The sequence below is a fragment of the Paenarthrobacter sp. 22069 genome (assembly GCF_052046035.1).
GTDB lineage: Bacteria > Actinomycetota > Actinomycetes > Actinomycetales > Micrococcaceae > Arthrobacter.
In genome coordinates, this window is the sequence record NZ_JBQEQF010000004.1 from 223890 (window position 1) to 244462 (window position 20573).

The 20573-nt window shown below is 66.9% G+C and carries 12 protein-coding genes and 1 pseudogene; 4 read left to right on the forward strand and 9 right to left on the reverse strand.

Annotated elements, in window-relative coordinates; all coding sequences use genetic code 11:
• Position 1: 1 nt before the first annotated feature.
• Positions 2 to 1033 carry a uroporphyrinogen-III C-methyltransferase gene (cobA, locus tag ACTJK0_RS04995; RefSeq protein WP_440744465.1) on the reverse strand — a complete coding sequence of 344 codons (1032 nt, stop codon included), beginning with the start codon at positions 1031 to 1033 and terminating at the stop codon, positions 2 to 4.
• Positions 1034 to 1035: 2 nt separating this feature from the next.
• Entirely contained in the window at positions 1036 to 3678 is a 2643-nt protein-coding gene (nirB, locus tag ACTJK0_RS05000) for a nitrite reductase large subunit NirB (RefSeq protein ID WP_440744466.1), read from the reverse strand.
• 258 nt (positions 3679 to 3936) lie between these two features.
• Between nirB and nirD the strand changes: the two genes are divergently transcribed.
• A complete protein-coding gene (gene nirD, locus ACTJK0_RS05005; protein WP_440744467.1) occupies positions 3937 to 4317 on the forward strand; it encodes a nitrite reductase small subunit NirD in 381 nt (126 codons plus the stop codon).
• Positions 4318 to 4441: 124 nt separating this feature from the next.
• On the opposite strand, the gene ACTJK0_RS05010 is transcribed toward nirD, so the two are convergent.
• Entirely contained in the window at positions 4442 to 6193 is a 1752-nt protein-coding gene (locus ACTJK0_RS05010) for a phospho-sugar mutase (protein WP_440744468.1), read from the reverse strand.
• Between the two features lie 55 nt (positions 6194 to 6248).
• The gene (locus ACTJK0_RS05015; protein ID WP_440744469.1) at positions 6249 to 7067 is read right to left on the reverse strand and encodes a purine-nucleoside phosphorylase; all 819 of its coding nucleotides are present in this window, start codon (positions 7065 to 7067) and stop codon (positions 6249 to 6251) included.
• A gap of 103 nt (positions 7068 to 7170) precedes the next feature.
• On the opposite strand from ACTJK0_RS05015, the gene ACTJK0_RS05020 reads away from it, so the two are divergent.
• Entirely contained in the window at positions 7171 to 8586 is a 1416-nt protein-coding gene (locus tag ACTJK0_RS05020; protein WP_440744470.1) for an NAD(P)H-quinone dehydrogenase, read from the forward strand.
• 90 nt (positions 8587 to 8676) lie between these two features.
• Here ACTJK0_RS05020 and ACTJK0_RS05025 read toward each other — a convergent pair whose 3' ends face one another.
• The 3 genes and pseudogenes from ACTJK0_RS05025 to ACTJK0_RS05035 all read right to left on the reverse strand — a co-directional run bounded on the left by ACTJK0_RS05025 (position 8677) and on the right by ACTJK0_RS05035 (position 13843).
• A complete protein-coding gene (locus ACTJK0_RS05025) occupies positions 8677 to 10239 on the reverse strand; it encodes an FAD-dependent oxidoreductase (protein WP_440744471.1) in 1563 nt (520 codons plus the stop codon).
• Positions 10236 to 12429 (reverse strand): annotated as a pseudogene (locus tag ACTJK0_RS05030) (molybdopterin oxidoreductase family protein). Before ACTJK0_RS05030 ends, ACTJK0_RS05025 begins: the two are co-directional and overlap by 4 nt.
• Position 12430: 1 nt before the next feature.
• On the reverse strand, positions 12431 to 13843 hold the full coding sequence (locus ACTJK0_RS05035; RefSeq protein WP_110542858.1) for an MFS transporter: 1413 nt from the start codon (positions 13841 to 13843) through the stop codon (positions 12431 to 12433).
• A 278-nt stretch (positions 13844 to 14121) separates the two neighbouring features.
• Between ACTJK0_RS05035 and ACTJK0_RS05040 the strand changes: the two genes are divergently transcribed.
• Positions 14122 to 15534 carry an MFS transporter gene (locus ACTJK0_RS05040; RefSeq protein ID WP_110542859.1) on the forward strand — a complete coding sequence of 471 codons (1413 nt, stop codon included), beginning with the start codon at positions 14122 to 14124 and terminating at the stop codon, positions 15532 to 15534.
• A 407-nt stretch (positions 15535 to 15941) separates the two neighbouring features.
• Here ACTJK0_RS05040 and ACTJK0_RS05045 read toward each other — a convergent pair whose 3' ends face one another.
• Together ACTJK0_RS05045 and ACTJK0_RS05050 are read right to left on the reverse strand one after the other, a co-directional pair.
• A complete protein-coding gene (locus ACTJK0_RS05045; protein ID WP_220034386.1) occupies positions 15942 to 17720 on the reverse strand; it encodes a molybdopterin-dependent oxidoreductase in 1779 nt (592 codons plus the stop codon).
• A 266-nt stretch (positions 17721 to 17986) separates the two neighbouring features.
• Complete coding sequence (locus ACTJK0_RS05050) at positions 17987 to 19183, reverse strand: IS110 family transposase (RefSeq protein ID WP_440744472.1); 1197 nt, start codon at positions 19181 to 19183, stop codon at positions 17987 to 17989.
• A gap of 337 nt (positions 19184 to 19520) precedes the next feature.
• Between ACTJK0_RS05050 and ACTJK0_RS05055 the strand changes: the two genes are divergently transcribed.
• The gene (locus ACTJK0_RS05055) at positions 19521 to 20555 is read left to right on the forward strand and encodes an IS110 family transposase (RefSeq protein WP_440744473.1); all 1035 of its coding nucleotides are present in this window, start codon (positions 19521 to 19523) and stop codon (positions 20553 to 20555) included.
• The last annotated feature ends 18 nt before the right edge of the window (positions 20556 to 20573 follow it).

Here is a 20573-nt window from a genome sequence, read left to right on the forward strand (position 1 = left end):
TTCATGATCCCAGCAGCGAGGCCGCCAGCCTGTCCAGGTCCGCGGCGGCTCCGGCGTGGTCCCGGTTGGCTTCAGCCACCCGCACCACCTCACCGATGACCAGCACTGCGGGATTGCTGCAGCCGGCAGCGGCGGAGGCGATAGTGCCAAGGTCCGCAATGGTGGTGCGCTGGCCGGGCCGGTAGCCGCGCTCCACCACGGCCATGGGCATGTCCGGCCGCATTCCCGCGCGCCGCAGTCCGGTCGCCAGCTGGTGGAGGGTCCCGATGCCCATCAGCACCACAATGGTGCCGCCCAGCCCGGCCAGATGGTGGTGCTCCTTCTCGGTGAGCGGTGCGTGCCCGGAGACCACCGTGAACATGTGGCTGACTTCCCGGTGGGTCACGGGGATTCCTGCGGCTGCCGGTACGGAGATCGCGCTGGTGACGCCGGAGACCACCTGGACCTTGACGCCCGCCGCCACGCAAGCGGCAACTTCCTCGCCGCCGCGGCCGAAGACGTACGGGTCCCCGCCCTTGAGGCGGACCACGTTGTTGCCGGCCAGCGCGCTTTCCACCATCAGCTTCTCGATGTCGGACTGGCTGACCTTGTGGTGGCCCGGTTTCTTCCCGACGTCGACGAGTTCCGCGGACGTCAGCATTGGCAGCTCCTGGTACGGGGCCAGGCGGTCGTAGAAGACGACGTCGGCGTCCCGAAGCGCCTTGACGGCAGCGACGGTGAGCAGGTCGCCGGTGCCGGGGCCGCCTCCCACCAGGGTGACGTGCCCGGCGGGCCCGGCGGCAGGTTCCGTGGCAACCGGTATACCCGCCTTCCGGCAGCGGTCCATGAACGCGTTCCAGCCGGGCTGTCCGTCCTCGACGGCGGCCACCAGGAACAGCTGCTCCGGCAGCTCGGCGACCGTGGCACTGCCGGGGGTGGCGCGGCGGTGGACGACGGCGCCCGCGGCCTGGTACCGGCGCACCGCCTGCCGCGCAGCGGTCGGGTTGCCGGTCACCAGGACGTTCCGGCCGGTGAGGTCGATACTGAGCTGCATGGCTATGCCTCGTTTCCGATGGTTTCCGGTGCGGAGGGCCGGACCGGGATGGAAGCGCCGATCAGGACCTTGCCCTTTTCCTCCGCGGTGGCGGGCCGCATCTGGCCGCGCTCGTCCGGCACGAAGGTGATGGAGTCGTCCTTCTGGTCGGGTGCGTTGACGAAGGACCGGAACCGGCGGAGCCGCTCCGGGTCCTTGAGGGTGTCTGCCCACTCGTCAACGTAGGTGTCCACGTGCTTGGCCATGGCCGCTTCAAGGTCCGCCGCGATGCCCAGTGTGTCCTTGACCACCACGTCCTCGACGTGCTTGATGCCGCCGTCGAGTTCTTCCTGCCACCGGGCCGTGCGCTGCAGCCGGTCCGCGGTGCGGATGTAGTACATGAAGTAGCGGTCGATGTACTTGATCAGGGTTTCGTCATCCAGGTCCTTGGCCAGGAGCTGCGCATGGGCCGGGGTGGCTCCGCCGTTGCCGCCGACGTACAGGTTCCAGCCGTCCGCCGTCGCGATCACTCCGACGTCCTTGCCGCGGGCCTCGGCGCATTCGCGCGCACATCCGGAAACGCCCATCTTCAGTTTGTGCGGGCTGCGCAGGCCGCGGTAGCGCAGTTCCAGCTTGATGGCCATGGCCACCGAGTCCTGGACGCCGAACCGGCACCAGGTGGAACCGACGCAGGACTTCACCGTGCGCAGGCTCTTGCCGTAGGCCTGCCCGGACTCGAACCCGGCGTCCACCAGCTCCTTCCAGATCTCCGGGAGCTGCTCCAGCCGCGCCCCGAACATATCGATCCGCTGGCCGCCGGTGATCTTGGTGTACAGGCCGTACTTTTCGGCAACGGCCGCGATGACGCCGAGCTTCTTCGGAGTGATCTCGCCGCCGGCGATGCGGGGCACCACTGAGTAGGTGCCGTCCTTCTGCATGTTGGCCAGCGCCCGGTCGTTGGTGTCCTGGAGGGTGCCGCGTCCGGCGTCGAGCACGTAGGCGCTGTTCTGGCTGGCCAGGATGTTGGCGATGGTGGGCTTGCAGATGTCGCAGCCGGCGCCGGTGCCGTACTTGGCCATGATCTCCTCGAAGGAGGTCAGTTCCAGGACCCGGATGGCGTCGAACAGCTCCTGGCGGGAAAGCTCGATGTGCTCGCAGAGGGCCTTGGAGACCTCCACGCCGGACTTGGTCAGCTCGGTCTCCAGCAGCTTCTTCAGCATGGGCACGCAGGAACCGCACTGGGTGCCGGCCCGCGTGCAGCCCTTCAGCTCACCCAGTTCCTGCACCGGGGCGTTGCCCTCGCAGGCACCGCAGCCGTTGATGGCGTCGCGGATGCTGCCGGCGGTGACGTTGTTGCAGGAGCAGAGCGTGGCGTCGTCGGGAAGTTCCGTCTCGGGAGCCTCGCCGCCGCCTGCCGCGCTGAGGAACGCGCCCGGCTCGGCCGGCAGTTCACGGCCCAGCAGCGGCCGGAGGCTCATGTACGGCGATGCGTCGCCGACGAAGATGCCGCCCAGCAGGGTCTTGGCGTCGTCGGTGGTGACGATCTTCTGGTAGACGCCGCGTGCGGGGTCCGCGTAAACGATCTCGAGGGCGTGCTCGGTCCGGGCAAAGGCGTCTCCGAAGCTGGCAACGTCAACGCCGGAGAGCTTCAGTTTGGTGGCGGTGTCGAAGCCGGGGAAGGTGGCGTCGCCGCCGTGCAGCCGGTCCGCAACGATCTCCGCCATGGTGTTGGCGGGTGCCACTAGGCCCAGGCACATGCCGCCGAAGTTGGCCACTTCACCGATGGCCCAGATGCCCGGCACCTCGGTGGCGCAGTAGTCATTGATCACCACGCCGCCGCGCTGGCCCAGGCTGAAGAGCTGCTCCTCGCCGTCCGCGGCACGGAACAGCTCATCGCGGGGCTTGACGCCGACCGCGACGATCACCAGGTCGGCCGGGATGATGCGCTCGTCCGCCATCAGCACTCCGGTGACCTGGCCGTCGTCGTCCGTCAGAATCTCGGAAGGGAACACGCCGCCGTGCACTTCGAAGCCTTTCGCCTCGATGAGGCGGCCCAGGGCCTGGCCGGCGCCCTCGTCCAACTGGGTGTTCATCAGCCACGGCGCACCGTTGATGACAACCGGGGTGGCGCCCAGCTGCTCGGTGCCGGCGGCCGACTCGAGCCCCAGGAGACCGCCGCCGATGGTCACGGCGTTGACCTTGCGGCCGAGCCTGGTGGTGAGTTCGGCGAGAGCCTTGTTGATGGCCCACACGTCCTCAAGGGTGCGGTAGACGTGGGCGTGTTCGGCACCGGGGATGGGCAGGCGGACGGCGTCCGAGCCCGTGGCAACCACCAGTTCGTCATATTCGTAGGAGTTCCCGGCAGCGGTTTCCACCGTCTTGGCCGCCGCGTTGATCCCGACCACGCGCTCGCCGGTCTTCAGGTCCAGCGAACCGTGGTCCCACATGGAGGCCGTCCCCAGGGTGAGGTCCACCCCGGTATCGGTGAGGGCCTTGGAGAGCGCCACCCGGTCATAGGGGAGGTGGGCTTCCTCGGTAAGGACCGTGACATGCCAGCCGTCGAGGCCGCGGGCATGCATGGCGTCCGCAAAACGGTGGGCCGCGGGGCCGCCGCCGGCGACGACGATGCGGCGCGGAGTCTCTGTGCTTGAAGTCTGTTCGGTCACTGTGGGCCTTTCGCATGGGCCGCAGACGGTGCTCTGCAGCTTGTGCCTCAAGCCTAGGAAGGGGCAGTTTCGCCTCAGTTTCCCAATTGTTTCGTCAACTTAACTTCTGCATCACGAACGCATTTCCGATCGCGTTAGGTCTCTTTTACGCGCCGGACACATTCACCGCACCCGGTTGAAACACCCGGACCCTAGCGTTGGAAACGGCCGCAAAAGCAGCGGCTGCAAGGACAACAGGCACAGGGAAAGGAGCCGGACATGACGGCAACACTGGAACTTGGGGCGCTCGCCGCCGACTCAGACCTCGCTGGATTCGAGACCGGCTGGTACCGCGTCTGCGCAGTTGACGACCTCGAACCCGCCTGGGGTGAGGCCGCACTGGTGGCGGGCCGCCAGGTGGCGCTGTTCCGCACCGGCCCCAGGGAAGTCTTCGCCGTCGCCCATGAGGATCCGGCCACGGGAGCCCACGTCATGGCCCGGGGCATCCTGGGGTCCAAGGGAACCCGGCCCACCATCGCCTCCCCGCTGCACAAAGAGGTCTACGACCTTGAATCCGGCGAATGCTACAGCGGCCCCGGGCTGCGCCTGGCCGTGTTCAGCACCCGGGTCATCGACGGGTTCGTCGAGGTGCAGCTCTAGCAGTTCAACCGCACCCTTGGGGCCGCCGGGCGTTTGACGCCACGCGGCCCCTTTTGGCTTTAACTCCCGGTACCGACGGCGGGTCCTGTCCGGGGGTCCTAGGTGCGGTCCTGGGGTGCGGTCCCTAGAGTCCCAGTGCCTCGCTGACGTCATGCAGGACCTCATCGAGCGAGGCCCGGGCCGCCTGGTGTGCTGCGGGCAGTTCGGCTGCCGTCCCCACCTGGTGGATGACTTCGAGGTAGCACTTGAGTTTCGGTTCCGTACCGCTGGGCCGGATGATCACCCGGGTCAGGTTGCGGGTGATGTACAGCAGGCCCTCCGTGGGCGGAAGCTGCGCAGTGCCTTCGGCGAGGTCCGTGAAGACTTCCACCGCGGACTGTCCGAATGACTCGGGCGGCGAAACCCGGAGACGGTTCATCATCGCGTCCAGGAGGCCAAGGTCCGCCACCCGGATGCTCAGCTGGTCGCTGGCATGCAGGCCGTGCTGGAGGTACAGCTCGTCCAGGGTGTCAAAGACTGTCCTGCCGGCGGCTTTGGCGGTGGCAGCGAGTTCGGCGATCAGGACAGCTGCGGAGATGCCGTCCTTGTCCTTCACCAGATTCGGTGCAACGCAGTACCCCAGGGCCTCCTCGTATCCATAGACCAGGCCGGGGACGCGGGAGATCCACTTGAATCCGGTGAGGGTTTCCTCGTGGGCGAAGCCGGCCGCGGCGGCGATCCGTGCCAGCAGCCGTGAGGAAACGATCGAGTTGGCGAAAACGCCGGGGCTGTCCGCATCTGTACCTGCGGCAGGGCCGTCGGCGAGCCGGGCAGCTATGTGGGCACCCAGCAGGGAACCCACTTCGTCGCCCCGGAGCATCCGCCAGGCGCCTGTGCCGGGGTCTTTCGCCGCCACGGCTGCCCTGTCGGCATCGGGGTCGTTGGCGATGACGAGGTCGGCGTCCAGGTCCGCAGCCGCTTCCAGGGCCAGGTCCAAAGCGCCCGGTTCCTCCGGGTTGGGGAAATTGACCGTGGGGAAATCGGGGTCCGGCTCGGCCTGTTCGGCCACCACGGTGACATCCGTGAAACCTGCCGAACGCAGGACGTCGAGCGCCGTCCCGCCGCCAACGCCGTGCAGGGGAGTCAGGACGATCCGCAGGTCCCGCGCGGGGAAGCGGTCCGGCATGGTGAGGGCCGCCGTCGCCCGCTCATATTCTGCTGCCAGCGAGCCGTCCAGGACAGTCCAGCCGTCCTTGGCCAGTGCTATGGATTCCACCGGTCCCACGGCGCTGATCCGGGCGGCGATTTCGGCATCATAGGGCGCCACAATCTGGGCGCCCCCGCCGTTCGGGGCTACCGCGTGCCTGCCCAGGTAGACCTTGTATCCGTTGTCCTGCGGGGGGTTGTGGCTGGCGGTGACCATGACGCCGCCGTCGCAGTCCAGGGCGCGGACGGCGTACGCCAGCAGGGGAGTGGGCAGGGCGGCCGGCAGCAGGAAGGTCTCGATGCCGGCGGCCGTGAAAATGGCGGCCGTTTCCGCCGCGAAGACGTCTGAGTTATGCCGGGCGTCATAGCCGACGACGGCGCGGGGCCGGCTGCCCGGAGCAGCCTTGCCGACGACGTCCACCAGGAAGGCAGCGAGACCGGCCGCGGCGCGGCGCACCACCACCCGGTTCATCCGGTTGGGGCCGGGGCCCAGCGCGGCCCGCAGCCCGGCGGTGCCGAACTGCAGGGTGCCGCGGAAGCTGTCGTCCAGTTCCTGCCGCGCTGCGGGGTCGCCGTCGCCGGCCAGGCGGACCAGCTCGAGGAGTGATGCCTTGGTGGCGGGGTCCGGGTCCTGGGCGGCCCACTCACGGGCCTCGGCGAGCAGGCGAAGTTCGGCATCGGCAGTCGTCATGGGCATAACGCTATCGTCATTGCCCGCCCCCGTGATGCACCGGGCGCGTGGCCGGTTAGAGCCGGGCGATGATGTCGGCCAGCAGCCGGGAGATCCGCGGGCCCGCGGCCTGGCCGGATTCGAGCACTTCCTGGTGGCTGAGCGGCTTGGGGCTGATGCCGGCTGCAAGGTTGGTGACCAGCGAAATGCCGAACACCTCCATGCCCGCATGCCGCCCGGCGATGGCCTCCAGCGCCGTCGACATGCCGATGAGGTCCGCGCCGATCCGCTTGGCGTACTGCACTTCTGCGGGTGTCTCGTAATGCGGGCCGGGGAACTGGGCGTACACGCCCTCGTCCAGGGTGGGGTCCACCTCACGGGCAAGGTTCCGGATCCTGGGGGAGTACAGGTCTGTCAGGTCCACGAAGGTGGCGCCCTCCAGCGGGGAAGCGGCGGTGAGGTTGATGTGGTCCCGGATCAGGACCGGAGTGCCGGGGGCCCAGTCCTCGTTGAGTCCGCCGCATCCGTTGGTGAGGACCAGGGTGCTGCAGCCCGCGGCCGCCGCGGTCCGGATGCCGTGCACCACGGCGCGGACGCCCTTGCCCTCGTAGTAGTGGGTGCGGGCGCCCAGGACCAGGGCCCGCTTTCCCGAGGGGGTCAGGATGGAACGGATGGTGCCTGTATGGCCCACAACGGCGGGTGCGTGGAAGCCGGGAACTTCGTCCGCGGACAGGGTGGCGGTGGTCTCGCCGATCAGGTCGGCGGCTTCGCCCCACCCGGAGCCAAGGACCAGGGCGGTGTCGTGGCGGTCCACGCCCGTCTCCTCGGCGATGTAGTCCGCGGCAGCGCGGGCGGCGGCGAACGGGTCCGTCTTCAGGAAGTCTGTAGTACTCACCAGTACAAGTTATCCTGCCGGCCCTGTTGCATCCGTCACGGCGGGCCCGGAAAGAGGCCAGGATTCTTGGTGGTCAGGCGGAAATGGACGAGAATGGATGACTGTGACTACGCATCCAGATTTCAGTTCCCCCCGGATCGCAATCCTGGGAGGTGGTCCCGGCGGATATGAAGCTGCCATGGTGGCCGCCTCGCTCGGGGCGACGGTCACGATCATCGAGCGCGCCGGGCTCGGCGGTTCCGCCGTGCTGACCGACGTCGTTCCGTCCAAGACCCTCATTGCCACGGCCGACCTGATGACCCGTGTCGCTGAAGCCGGCGAGCTGGGAGTGAAGTTCGACGTCGACGGCGGCGACTTCGTCCCGGTCATGCGCGCCGACCTCAAGCACATCAACGACCGCCTCCTTAACCTGGCCCGCAACCAGTCCCGGGACATCCGCGACGGCCTGGAGAAACAGGGCGTGCGCATCATCGAAGGCTCCGGCCGGCTCCTGGACAGCCACACCATCGAGGTCCTGACCGTTGACGGCACCGAGACGGTCGAGGCGGACACCGTCCTGCTCGCCGTCGGCGCACACCCCCGCGAGCTGGACACCGCCCGCCCGGACGGCGAACGGATCCTGAACTGGACGCAGATCTACAACCTCGACGAGCTCCCCGAGGAGCTCATCGTGGTGGGGTCCGGCGTCACCGGCGCCGAATTCGCCTCCGCCTACAACGGCCTCGGCTCCAAGGTCACCCTGGTCTCCAGCCGTGACCGCGTCCTGCCCGGCTCCGACGTCGACGCCGCCGTGGTGCTGGAGGAAGTCTTCGAACGCCGCGGCGTCCGGGTGCTTTCCCGTTCCCGCGCCCAGAGCGTGGAACGCACGGACGACGGCGTGGTGGTCACCCTCGCGGATGGCTCCACCGTGACCGGCAGCCATTGCCTGCTGTGCCTTGGCTCCATCCCCAACACGGCCGGCATCGGCCTGGAGGAAGCCGGCGTGGCGGTCAGCGACAGCGGCCACATCAAGGTCGACGGCGTCTCCCGCACCACGGCGCCAAACATCTACGCCGCCGGTGACTGCACCGGTGTCCTGCCGCTGGCCTCCGTGGCAGCCATGCAGGGCAGGATCGCGGTGGCCCACTTCATGGGCGACGGCGTCACCCCGCTTAAGCTCCACCAGGTGGCGTCCAACATCTTCACCTCGCCCGAAATCGCGAACGTCGGCGTGTCGGAGGCCGAGATCGAGTCCGGCAAGTACCAGGCCGACGTCATCAAGCTTTCCCTGAAGAGCAACGCCCGCGCCAAGATGCGCAACGCGAAGGACGGGTTCGTCAAGATCTTCGCCCGGAAGGGCTCGGGAACCGTGATTGGCGGCGTGGTGGTGGGCCCCAACGCATCCGAGCTCATCTTCCCCATCTCCATCGCGGTCAAGCAGAAGATGCACGTCGACGACGTCGCCAGTACCTTCACCGTCTACCCGTCGCTGACGGGATCCATCTCCGAGGCAGCCCGCCGCCTGCACGTCCACATGTAGGAATTCCGCTGCCGGCAGCGGTCCGGGAGGCTGGACCGCTGCACAGCATCTGCTTGGGCCTTCCGCCTCTGGTCAGGTTGTGATGGGGGGTCAGGCTGCCGCGACGGCCTGGAAGTGGCGCTCGATGATGCCCTTGATGTCCTCGTGGCAGCCGCCGCAGCCGGTGCCGGCGCGGGTCGCCCTGGACACCTCCGGAACGGAGGAGCAGCCGTCGGCCACGGCAGCGGTGATGGTGGAACCGCTGACCCCGGCACACCGGCACACGGTGCCGGCGGGATCGGCAGGGCCCGCAGCCTGCGGCTGGTCCGGCCCGTCCAGGCGCAGCAGCAGCGACCGGTCGGCCGGCAGCTCGGCGCCCCGTTCGAACAGTCCCACCAGTTCCGCGGCGGTGCGGGGCATGCCCACGGCCACCAGGCCTTCCAGGACGCCGCCGCGCGTGGTCATCTTGACGTACCGGCCATGTTCGGGATCGGCCCACTGGGCCACCTGCAGCCGCGGCCTGCCCTGCGCGGCGCCCGACGTAAGGGCGTCCTCGTCCCACGGATCGGCGGAGTTGTCGCCGGCCACTGCCATGTTCAGGCCGCGCGCCTTCAGGACGATCACGCCGGGCTGTTCCGCCTGCATTTCGGGCAGGACTTCGGCGTCGACGACGGCGCCGGCGGCCAGAAGGGTCAGGTACTCCGCCAGCCATTCAGCCTGGCGCCAGCCCGGGCCAACCAGGCCGGATGGGCCCTTGGCGTTGCGGCAGGCGGCGCAGTCCGGGTCCGGGCAGCGCACCTCGGCGCAGTCCCCAATGGCGAAGATATGCGGCTCATGGTGCGCGCGGAGCCGGTGGTCCACCAGGATGCCTGCAGCGGTGGAAAGCCCGCAGCCTTCGGCCAGTTCCGTCCGGGGACGGACGCCGCACGAGATGACCAGGAGGTCCCCGTCGATCGCCGAACCGTCATCAAGCAGCAAAGCCGAGAATCCGCCGTCGGGCCCGTTGTGCTCAACCCCTGTGGAGCGCGCGTTTCCAGCCATCCGCACGCCGCAGCGGCGCAGCCCTGCAGCCAGTACAGCTCCGCCGCCACGGTCGATGTTGCGTCCCAGCGGGTGCGGGCCGTTGTGCACCACCGTCACCGTGGCGCCCTCCTCTGCCGCGGCGAGGGCTGTTTCCAGGCCCAGGACGCCGCCGCCCAGCACCACGACGCGCTTCCCGCCGTCCACCGCCCGCCTGAGCACGTCAGCATCGCGAAGGTCGCGCAGGGCCGTCACGCCCGCCGGCAGGACCGGGGAGGTGGGGTCCGGGTTGATGCCCGTCAGGTTGGGGATGACCGGCCGGGACCCGGTGGCGAACACCAGCCGGTCGTAGTGGACAGAATCGCCGCCGGACAGGAGCACCTGCTGCCGGGCGCGGTCCACGCGACGGACACGGACGCCCAGGCGGACGTCCACGCCCTCAGCCACCAGCGCGGCGGCATCGGAGAGGGCCAGCGCATCTGCGGTGGTCCGGCCCACGCCGAGGTCCGCCACCAGGACCCTGTTATAGGCGGCTTCAGGTTCCTCGCCCACCACGGCCAGGCGGACGTCGCCGCTGCGTACGGCGGGCAGGAGTTCGTCCACCAGCCTGGCGGCTACGGGACCGAATCCCACAATGACAATCTGCTCGCTCATTTGGCCTCCGTCGTTTGCAGAATGCGGGCGGAATCGGGCGCCGGCACGGGCCGGACCCACACAGTGTTCAGTTTGAACTCGGGCATCCCGGATACGGGGTCCGTGGCTGCTTCCGTCAGCCGGTTGGCGCTTTCGGAGCCCGGAAAGTGGAACGGCAGGAAGACGGTCTCGGGGCGGATGGCAGTGCTGAGCTCAGCCCGGCACATCACTTCACCGCGTCCGTTGGCCACCGACACCAGGGAGCCTGCGGCGATGCCCATGGCCTCCGCTGCAGCCGGGTGGAGTTGTGCCTTTGCCTCCGGCTGGGCCGCGAGGAGTTCGGCCACCCGCCGGGTCTGGGCGCCGGACTGGTAATGCTCCAGGAGGCGGCCGGTGATGAGGTTCATGGTCTTGCCTTCGGGGCCGGGGCCGGCGTCCGGAGTACGACGGCGGCGCGGCGCCACCGGGACCAGCAGCGCCTTGCCATCGGGGTGCGCGAAGCCGTCCCGGAACAGCCGCGGCGTGCCGGTGCTGCCCGCCGGGTACGGCCAGTAGGCGGCCTCGCCGCGGTCCAGCATGGCGTAGTCGATGCCGGAGTAGTCGGCCAGGCCACCCGCCGAGGCGCGCCGCAGTTCCTCGAAGACCGTCTCCGGGTCCTCGCTGTAGGTGGACGGGGCCTCCAGCCGCTCCGCGAGGCGGGCCATGATCCACAGTTCGCTGCGGGCACCTGCGGGAGGGGAGATGGCGCGGCGGCGGCGCAGGACGCGTCCCTCCAGGTTGGTCAGCGTGCCCTCCTCTTCGGCCCACTGCAGCACGGGGAGGATGAGGTCCGCTTCCGCGGCGGTCTCCGACATGAAGAAGTCGCACACCACCAGGAAGTCCAGGCTCCGCAGGCCCGCGATGACGGCATTGGCGTCGGGTGCCGCCACGGCAATGTTGGAGGCATGCACGAAAAGGCACCGGACGCCGTCGGGCTGTCCCAGCGACTTCAGCAACTGGACCGCAGGCAGGCCCGGGCCAGGGATCATCTCCTCCGGCACGCCCCAGACCGCCGCAACGTGCGCGCGGGCGGCGGGGTCGGTGATCTTGCGGTAGCCGGGGAGTTGGTCCGCCTTCTGGCCGTGCTCGCGGCCGCCCTGGCCATTGCCCTGGCCGGTGAGGGTTCCGTACCCGCTGCGCGCCGAACCCGGCAGGCCCAGGAGGAGGCTGAGGTTGATGGCCGCGGTGGCCGTGTCCGTGCCGTCCACGTGCTGTTCCACGCCGCGGCCGGTGAGGATGTAGCTGCCGCCCTTCCGGGCCCCGGCGGCAAGCAGGCGGGCTGTTTCCCGGATCAGGTCCGCCGGGACGCCGGTGAGGGACTGGACGCGTTCGGGCCAGAAAGAGTTGACGCTGCGGACTACGGCGCTGTAGCCCGAGGTGCGTTCTTGGATGAAGGCGGTGTCCACCAGGTTTTCGTGGATGACCACGTGGGAGAGGCCCAGCAGGAGCGCGAGGTCCGTGCCGGGAAGGGGCTGGAGGTGGAGGCCGCCGCCGTCGGCAGTGAAGGCTGCCGTTGCGGAGCGGCGCGGATCCACCACGACCAGGCCGCCGGCGTCGCGGGCGCCCTGGAGGTGCTGCACGAACGGCGGCATGGTCTCGGCGACGTTGGAGCCAAGCATCAGGATGGTGCTGGCGGTGTCCAGGGCTTCCAGCGGGAACGGCAGGCCACGGTCTACGCCGAAGGCGCGCATCCCGGCGGCGGCGGCAGAGGACATGCAGAACCTGCCGTTGTAGTCGATGCGGGAGGTGCCCAGGGCCAGGCGGGCAAACTTGCCCAGTTGGTACGCCTTCTCATTGGTGAGGCCGCCGCCGCCGAACACCCCGACGGCGTCAGGACCGTAGCGTGCGCGGGCATCCTTGACTGCCGTGGCCGCCAGGTCCAGGGCCTGGTCCCAGCCGATGGGGCGGTGGACGCCGTCGGCGCCCTTCAGCAGCGGCTCGGTGATTCTGCCGGCGTGGTTCAGGAGTGCGGGGGAGGTCCAGCCTTTGCGGCACAGGCCGCCGCGGTTGGTGGGGAAGTCCCGTCCCTGGACACCAAGCGGTGCTTCCAGGGCGGCGCGGGCCTCGGGTGCAGCAGGTGCGGGACCTGGNGGCCAGGTCCGCGGGGGACGTGAGCGTCATGGCGCACTGCAGGGCGCAGTAGGGGCAGTGCGTGTCGGCGCTTGTGGTCATGTTAGACGTGTCCCATCGCGTTCCGGCCGGCGTTGCGGATGTAGCAGGTCCAGCAGACCAGCAGCATCAGGACGTACGCGCCGACGAATCCGTAGAAGGCCGGGGTGTAGGAGCCGCTGGAGGCACTGGAGGCATTCAGGACCTGCGGGATCACGAAGCCGCCGTAGGCGCCGATTGCGGAGATGAGGCCGAGGGCCGACGAGGCCAGGCGCTGGGTGGCCACGGTGCTGGCGCCCTTTCGGGCGGCGCGGCTGGAGGTGGCGAAGATGACCGGGATCATCCGGTACGTGGCGCCGTTGCCGAAGCCGCTGGCGGTGAAGAGCAGCAGGAAGAGGACCAGGAAGAGCACGAAGTTCTTCAAGGGAAGCGTCCAGATCATGGTCAGCGTGATCACGGCCATGGAGGCGAAGGCTGCCACGGTCATCCGGGCCCCGCCCATGCGGTCCGCCATGCGTCCGCCATAGGGGCGGGCCAGCGAACCGACCAAGGGGCCGAGGAACGCCAGGGACAGGGCCACGGTTCCGACGGCGATGGAGGAGAACGCCGGGAAGTAGTCCTTGATGAGCTTGGGGAAGACCCCGGCGAAACCGATGAAGGAGCCGAACGTTCCGATGTACAGCAGTGCCATGATCCACAGGTGAGGTTCCTTGAGCGCCGCCACCGAGCCGGCCACGTCACCCTTGGCGCTGGTGAGGTTGTTCATGTATTTGAAGGCGCCGAACGCGGCGAGCAGGATGAGTGGAACCCACATCCAGCCGGCCATGGGAAGGTTGACGGTGCCGGCGGCCAGCAGGGTGATGACGATGGGCACGGCAAGCTGGGCGACGGCGGCGCCCAGGTTTCCGCCAGCAGCGTTCAGGCCCAGTGCCCAGCCTTTTTCCCTGGCCGGGTAGAAGAAGGTGATGTTCGCCATGGAGCTGGCGAAGTTGCCGCCGCCGAAACCTGCCAGGGCAGCCACGAGGAGCATGACACCGAACGGCGTTTCCGGGTTGGAGACGCACAGGGCCAGCCCGGTGGAGGGGATCAGGAGCAGGAGGGCGGACACGATGGTCCAGTTCCGGCCGCCGAAGCGCGGGACCATGAAGGTGTAGGGAATGCGGAGGGTGGCGCCCACCAGGCTCGGCATGGAGATCAGCCAGAAGATCTCCGAGGTGGAGAAGGTGAAGCCGGCGGCGGGAAGCTGGACCACCACGATGGACCACAGCTGCCACACCACGAAGCCGAGGAACTCGGCGAAGATGGACCAGTTCAGGTTCCGGCGGGCGATGGCGCGGCCGCCGTTCTCCCACTGCTCCTTGTTCTCGGCATCCCAGTTGGCGATCCAGCGGCCGGGGCGGAACTCAAGGGCAGGGGCTTCTGTGGCACGGGTAGGGCCGGGCTGTACGCCGGCATCGACGGTGCGGTCAACAGTCACGGGTTGCCTCCTTCGGGGGGATGTTGTTCCTCCACGGTAGGTACGGTGCGTTTCGAGGACGGGCGATCTTTGTTTCCGCGCTGTGACTTTTGCCTATCCGGCCTGCAGCGCCGGCGTGAGGCCTGCTGGATGACCGGAATGTGGGACGCACAACACAGGTCCGGATTGTGGACGTTTCGTCCATTGACTGGACGTGGCCAAGTAAGATCGAACTCTAACTATTCGAGCCGGGAGGCAGCCCTGTCGGCACCCGGCCGGTCTCACGAAAGCGCTTACCTATGTCATCCACCGATACCACCAAGGTGCCTGGTTCGCACCAGCCGGTGAACTCCCGCGGCCGCGTCATCGTCGCGAGCCTGATCGGCACCACCGTGGAGTTCTACGACTTCTACGTCTACGCCACCGCCGCCGTGCTGGTCTTCCCGCAGCTCTTCTTCCCCAGCGCGAATGAAACCACCCAGCTGCTGAGCTCCTTTGCCGTTTTCGGCGTGGCCTTCATCGCCCGCCCGCTCGGCTCGATCGTCTTTGGCCACTTCGGCGACAAATTCGGCCGCAAGGGCACGTTGGTGGCTTCGCTGCTGACCATGGGTATCGCCACCTTCCTCATCGGCTGCCTGCCCACCGCGAAGGTGGAAGGCTGGGAATTCTGGGCTCCCGCCCTGCTCGTCGTGATGCGCTTCGCCCAGGGCCTCGCCCTCGGCGGTGAATGGAGCGGTGCCGCGCTGCTCGCCACCGAGAACGCCCCGGCCAACAAGCGCGCCATCTACGGCACCTTCCCCCAGCTCGGGGCACCCATCGGCTTCATCATCGCCAACATCATCTTCCTCGTGGCGAGCTACACCCTGACGCCGGCGGCCTTCCAGGCCTGGGGCTGGCGCGTGCCGTTCCTGCTCAGTGCCATCATGGTGATCATCGGCCTCTACGTGCGCCTCAAGCTCATCGAGACGCCCGCCTTCACCAAGGTGGTGGAATCCAACGAGGTGGCCAAGCTGCCTTTGGGCCGCGTCTTCAAGACCAGCTGGCGCCAGCTGATCCTGGGCACCTTCATCATGCTGGCCACCTATGTGCTCTTCTACCTGATGACCACCTTCACCCTGACCTACGGCACCAAGCCCGCCAGCGTTGAAGCTGCCAAGGCCGCCGCGGAGAAGGCCGGCAAACCCATGAGCGAGGCCGCAGCCGCCGCATTCGTCCCCGGCCTGGGCTACACCCGCAACGACTTCCTCTGGATGCTGATTGCCGGCGTCGTTTTCTTTGGCATCTTCACCCTGGTCTCGGGACCCCTGGCCGAAAAGTACGGCCGACGCAAGATGCTGATTGCCGTCACCGCAGGCATCTTCGTCTTCGGCCTGCTGTTCGTCCCGCTGTTCAGCGGCGGCTTTGCGGGCACCATGGCCCTGCTGATCATCGGCTTCTCCCTCATGGGCCTGACCTTCGGGCCCATGGGTGCGCTGCTGCCGGAACTGTTCCCCACGAACGTCCGCTACACCGGATCGGCCATCAGCTACAACTTCTCCAGCATCCTTGGTGCGGCCGTGGCCCCGTTCATCGCCGTCGCACTGTGGGAATTCGCCAAGGGCAGCCCGGTGCTGGTGGGCGTCTACCTGACCGTAATGGCCGTGCTCACGCTCATCGCGCTGTTCCTCAGCCGCGAAACCCGGGACGTGGACTACGAAAACAACGTGGCATAACGGCCAGCGTGCATTCCAGCCCGGTTAGCGGCTGAGATGCCCGGCGCACTCCCTGCAACGGCGGGGATGGCGCCGGGCATTTTGCTTTGGCCTGCAGCGCTAAACCGGCAGGAATGCCTACGACGATGCTCCTATAGTCGTCAAATCAGACGTAGCGGGCTCGCGTACGCTGGCTGAAGCTGGTAGCTGTTCTGGCCTCAGGTCCAGTCCGCAGAGAAATCCTCTGGAGGCCACCATCGGGATCGTGGGTGTGCCCTTCCATTGAAGTGAAGCTTGCCTTCGCCGGGGGTTCGGCGGGATGCCTTTATAGCCTGCGCCGTGTGTGCGATCCGCCGCGGCCATAACCATCGCGCGCCCGATCAGCCCCGGCCTCCTGGCGACGGAATGGACTAAGAGTGTCGCTTCCGTCATATGGATTGTCGGTAGCCGAAGAACTCGTGGTCGTTGTTGTAACCGCCCAGGCCGCCTCCGATCCCAGCGAAACTTTCAACGAACTCGATCGCCTGGATCCACTTCACCATTTTGAATCCGAGCTCGACTTCGTTCCGAAGGCGCAGCGGTGCACCGTGGCCGAAGGACAAGGGTGCACCATTCATGTCGTAGGCGAGCATCGTCAGGTGGTAGCTCATCTGCCCGATCGCGTGAGCGTCATAGTACAGACCGCCCTCCGGGCCGTTGGCGAACGAGTAGAAGACCACCCATTTCGCTTCGGGCTTTGGGCGGACGATGTCCAGGATTGTCTGCATGGAGACCCCGCCCCATTTGGCCACACCGGACCAGCCTTGGATGCAGAAATGCTGCGTGATCTGCTCATGGTAAGGAAGTGCCCTGAGTTTGTCGAGGGACAACTCGACCGGGTTCTCGACGAGGCCGCCGACAGCGAGCTTGTAATCGACGAAGCCGTTCGCCTGGAGTTGCTTGTAGTTTGCGCTGTCGGGGTAGTTGCCGTTGTGCCAGAAATAGGGCGAGATGTCCTTCTCTGTGTACTCGCCGGGCTTCGAGTCGACGTGCTCGAGCAATCGCTGTGCGGGTCCTACGAGTGCGAACCCCACGCGTTGCACAGCCCTCGGATGGCGATACGTGAACGGTGTCGCGGCGACCCACCCGAGGATGATCACGACCATCGAGGCCGCGAAGATCCAGAACCCGGTCCAGGATGAGGTGTTCTGGGACGCGTACATGTGGTTGAGATTGCGCAGGGCGCCGGTGGTGACCACAAGAGTGACATGGATGACGATGAAGAGGAGGAACCAGCACAGCACGAGAAAGTGCAGGGACCGGGCGACCTGGATGCTGAAGAATCGGTTCACCCAACGGAACCGGGTGGACAGCGCCGGGGACATGCCCATCCCGGTCAGGAGCGCTACAGGCGGGGCGATGAACACCGTGATGAAGTATGCGAGCAGTTGCAGGCTGTTGTAGTTGTTCCACCCGCTCTCGGTCGGCCACTGCAGAGAGAGGTACTGGATCGCGACCGAAACGGCGTTTGGAAAAATATCCCACCGCAGCGGAACCAACCGCATCCATTGGCCGGTGGTGAACAGCAGGACGTAGAACACCAGACCGTTCGCCAGCCACAGGGTATCGATGCCCAGATGCCACCAGCGGGCCAGACCGATCGAGTGCCGCCGCCCAGGCAGGCCGACGCCGTCTGGCAGTGTGATGGAGTCCTGCTTCGCGGTGTAGAGCGGGGTCGCGGGCACGGGTTTCTGCACCCGGAGCCAGTCCTTGCCCGGCGTCGCGTGGCGAGTCCAATAGAGCCGCGGATGGTCCGCGAGGATCGTTATTCCGGACCGGATGATGAAGATCATAAAGAACATGTTGAGGAAGTGCTGCCAGCCGACCCACGCGGGAAATCCAACCGGAGCACCGGGCAGCAGCTGAGACTCGCCGGGATAACGCTGCATGAATGCCTGAACGGTAGGCAGTTCACGGATGCCCTGGGCGACTGCCACACCGACGATCAGCAGCAGCAGCCCGATCGGAATCAGCCAGAGAAGGTTGAACCATTTGTTCTGTCCGATTCTGATCCTTGGCGCCACCCCGTATTGCGGCTGGACCCCTCCAGCCCAATGCTCGTCGACTGCAGAATGCTGGGTGGCGTCGAGCTCGCTGCGCAAACTCATTCGTGCCCCCGCCCCGAAATCGGAGTCGGTAGGCGGCGGTTCATTCAAAGATTCACCCATACGCCTAACCTAGCCCTCACGAGAACAAGTAGGGCATCGCTCCATGTCCCCGCAGTCGCAGCAAGCCGGGAACGAATTCTTGGAGCGCGCTGTCTCGCTCACGGCCAGACAGGCAGCGGGACGCGCGGACGTAGGACAGAGTGCTTAAGCCTTGACACTCATCAGCAAAACAAAGGCAGGTGCCTGCGGCGCCCTTCTGCGGTGCGAGGCCCTTCAGCTGGCTGGTCGGCCCACTCATCAAATGGGGATTGCTGATGCTTGCTCGGTCAGCCACTGGCGGTAGCTCGTGGCCAGAATGTCATTGCGGAGGAGGCCCCGTTCCAGGAGGGAAATTCTGGAGGGCCATTGGCCAAGTTCGCGGGCTGCGGTTGTGATGGTGCAGCCGAGCGTGGTGCGTACCCGGCGTAGGTCGGAGTTGTCTGGGCTGGTTGGGGGTTGGTGATTTGGCGGTAGATTTCCCGGGCTGCGTAGCGTTTGAGGCAGCGCATGATCTCTCGTTTGCTCTTGCCTTCCGCGGTGCGTTTTGCCATGTAGTTCTTGGTCCTTTGGCACGATGCCATGCGGACCAGGACCACTTGATAGAGGGCGTGATTGGCGTTGCGGTCCCCGCCCCTGCTGAGCCGGTGGCGCGTTGTCTTGCCTGATGATGCCGGCACCGGGGCGACCCCCACGAGGGAAGCGAACTGGGCCTCGTTTCCCAACCGGTCCGGATTATCCCCGACTGTGACCAGCAGCTGGCTGGCCACGTCCGTGCCGACGCCGGGCAGGTCGCAAAGCAGCGGGGCGTAGGCGTCGAGGATTTCCTGGAGCGCAGCGTCCGCCGCGGTGATCTCCGCGGCCAGTGACTGGCAGCGCGTGGCGAGGGCTTTCAGGGTCAGGAGGGTCACGTATTCCTGGTCGGCCGTGTGTCCCGAAGGTCTCGTGCGCTGCAGGGCTGGGATCAGCGCGGACGTGGTCATTGCGCGGTAGTTTGCCCGGAGTTTGTCCGGGGCTGAAACGAGGAGGCCTTTGATCTGGTTGATTGCTGCGGTACGGGCTTTCAGCGCGGAGGCACGCCCAGTGCGCAGGATTCGCAGGCATTCAACGGGGCCGTCCTTGGCTTTCGGGACCGACGTTGTCCGCCCGTCGAGTACCGATTTTGCGGCTTCGTAGGCGTCGAGCGGATCAGACTTCCCCTTCAGCCGGCGTGCGGCCCGGTTCGGGCGGTTCACCTCCAACACTGGCAGCCCGGCGGCCCGGTGGGTCCTGGCGAGTTCGGCGCCGTAGGAGCCGGTTCCTTCGACACCGACGGCGGTGACCGTGCAATAGCTGATGATGAAGTCCATGATTTTCCGGTATCCGGAGCCCACGGCCAGGAATTCCCTGTCCACGAGGGGTTTGCCGTGTTCGTTGATCACGGCCACATGGTGTGTGTCAGCGTGGGTGTCGATACCCGCGATGACTTTGATTGCTTCGTTTGCCAAGATTGAAATGCCCCTCAGTCGCGTCGAATGCTGATTGATCGGGCGCGGGCCAGGTGGGCAGACAAAACGGTAATGGGACTGGTCGAATCAGGCTCCTGACTTGTTCCATTAGGGGTGGGACGCCGCAAGATCTGCAGTCTTGTAGCGTCCAGGGTGTCAGCCGGCACAGGTCCGCAAGCTCCTTGCCGCCCCTATCGTTCGGGTTGGCTCACTCATAGCGTGCCGCGCCGCTGACGCCCGCCCGGGGCGTGGCTCGACAGAGGCATGCAAACACTTCAAGTCAGGGTGCCCGCCACGGGTGATCCATCACCGAAATCGGCGAAAGGAAACCCTGGACATGATTGTTATCGGCATCGATCCACATAAATCCTCCGTTACTGCCTCAGCCATCGATTCCTTAGGTTGCCAACTCGCGGTGCGGCGCTTCGTGGTCAATGCCGGCACTGCCAAGCAACTGTTGGGTTGGGCCGAGCAATGGCCTGAACGGAGATTCGCGATTGAGGGCGCCAACGGGCTCGGACGCGGAATTGCCCAGATCCTTGTGGCCCGCGGGGAGTCCGTGGTCGATGTCCCCTCGACGTTGGCCATGAAGGTCAGAGTTCTTTCCACCGGCGGTGGCCGAAAGAGTGACCCGGCCGATGCCTTCGCCGTTGCCGTCACTGCACTTCGGCAGGAGAATCTGCGGACGGTTACGGCCGAAAACCAGAGCACGATTCTGCGATTGTTGGCCGAGCGCCGCGAAGACCTTGGCCACGAGCGCGCCCGGATACTGAACCGCCTGCACCGGCTCCTGCGTGAACTGGTACCCGGCGGCGTCGAGACCGGCCTCAATGCTGACAAGGCGGCCGCCGCGCTGCGTATTGTCCGGCCGGCAACAGCCACCGATGCCGTCCGACGCGAACTCGCCCGGGACCTGCTGGCTGACCTGCGGCGCATCGACACAGCCATCAAAGGCAACGAAGCACAAACCCGTGAAGCCCTGGCAGCATCCGCCACGACCTTGCAGGAGATCCCGGGAGTTGGCGTCGTGCTCGCGGCAAAGCTTCTCGGCCATGTCGGCGACATCACCAGGTTCCCGAGCGCCTCACACTTCGCCAGCTACACAGGAACGGCGCCCCTGCAAGCCTCAAGCGGCAATCAGAACCGCCACAGACTGAACACCGGCGGCAACCGGCAGCTCAACTCAGTGCTGCACACCATGGCAATCTGTCAAAGCCGCGACCCGGGACCAGGGCGGGATTACTACCTGAAGAAAACCGGCGAAGGAAAAACACCCCGCGAAGCCCGCAGAGCACTCAAACGACGCCTCTCCAACGTCCTCTACCGGCGAATTCTGCACGACCACCAGCAGGCCCTAAACACTGCTGCTTGACACACAGAGGCGCTATGA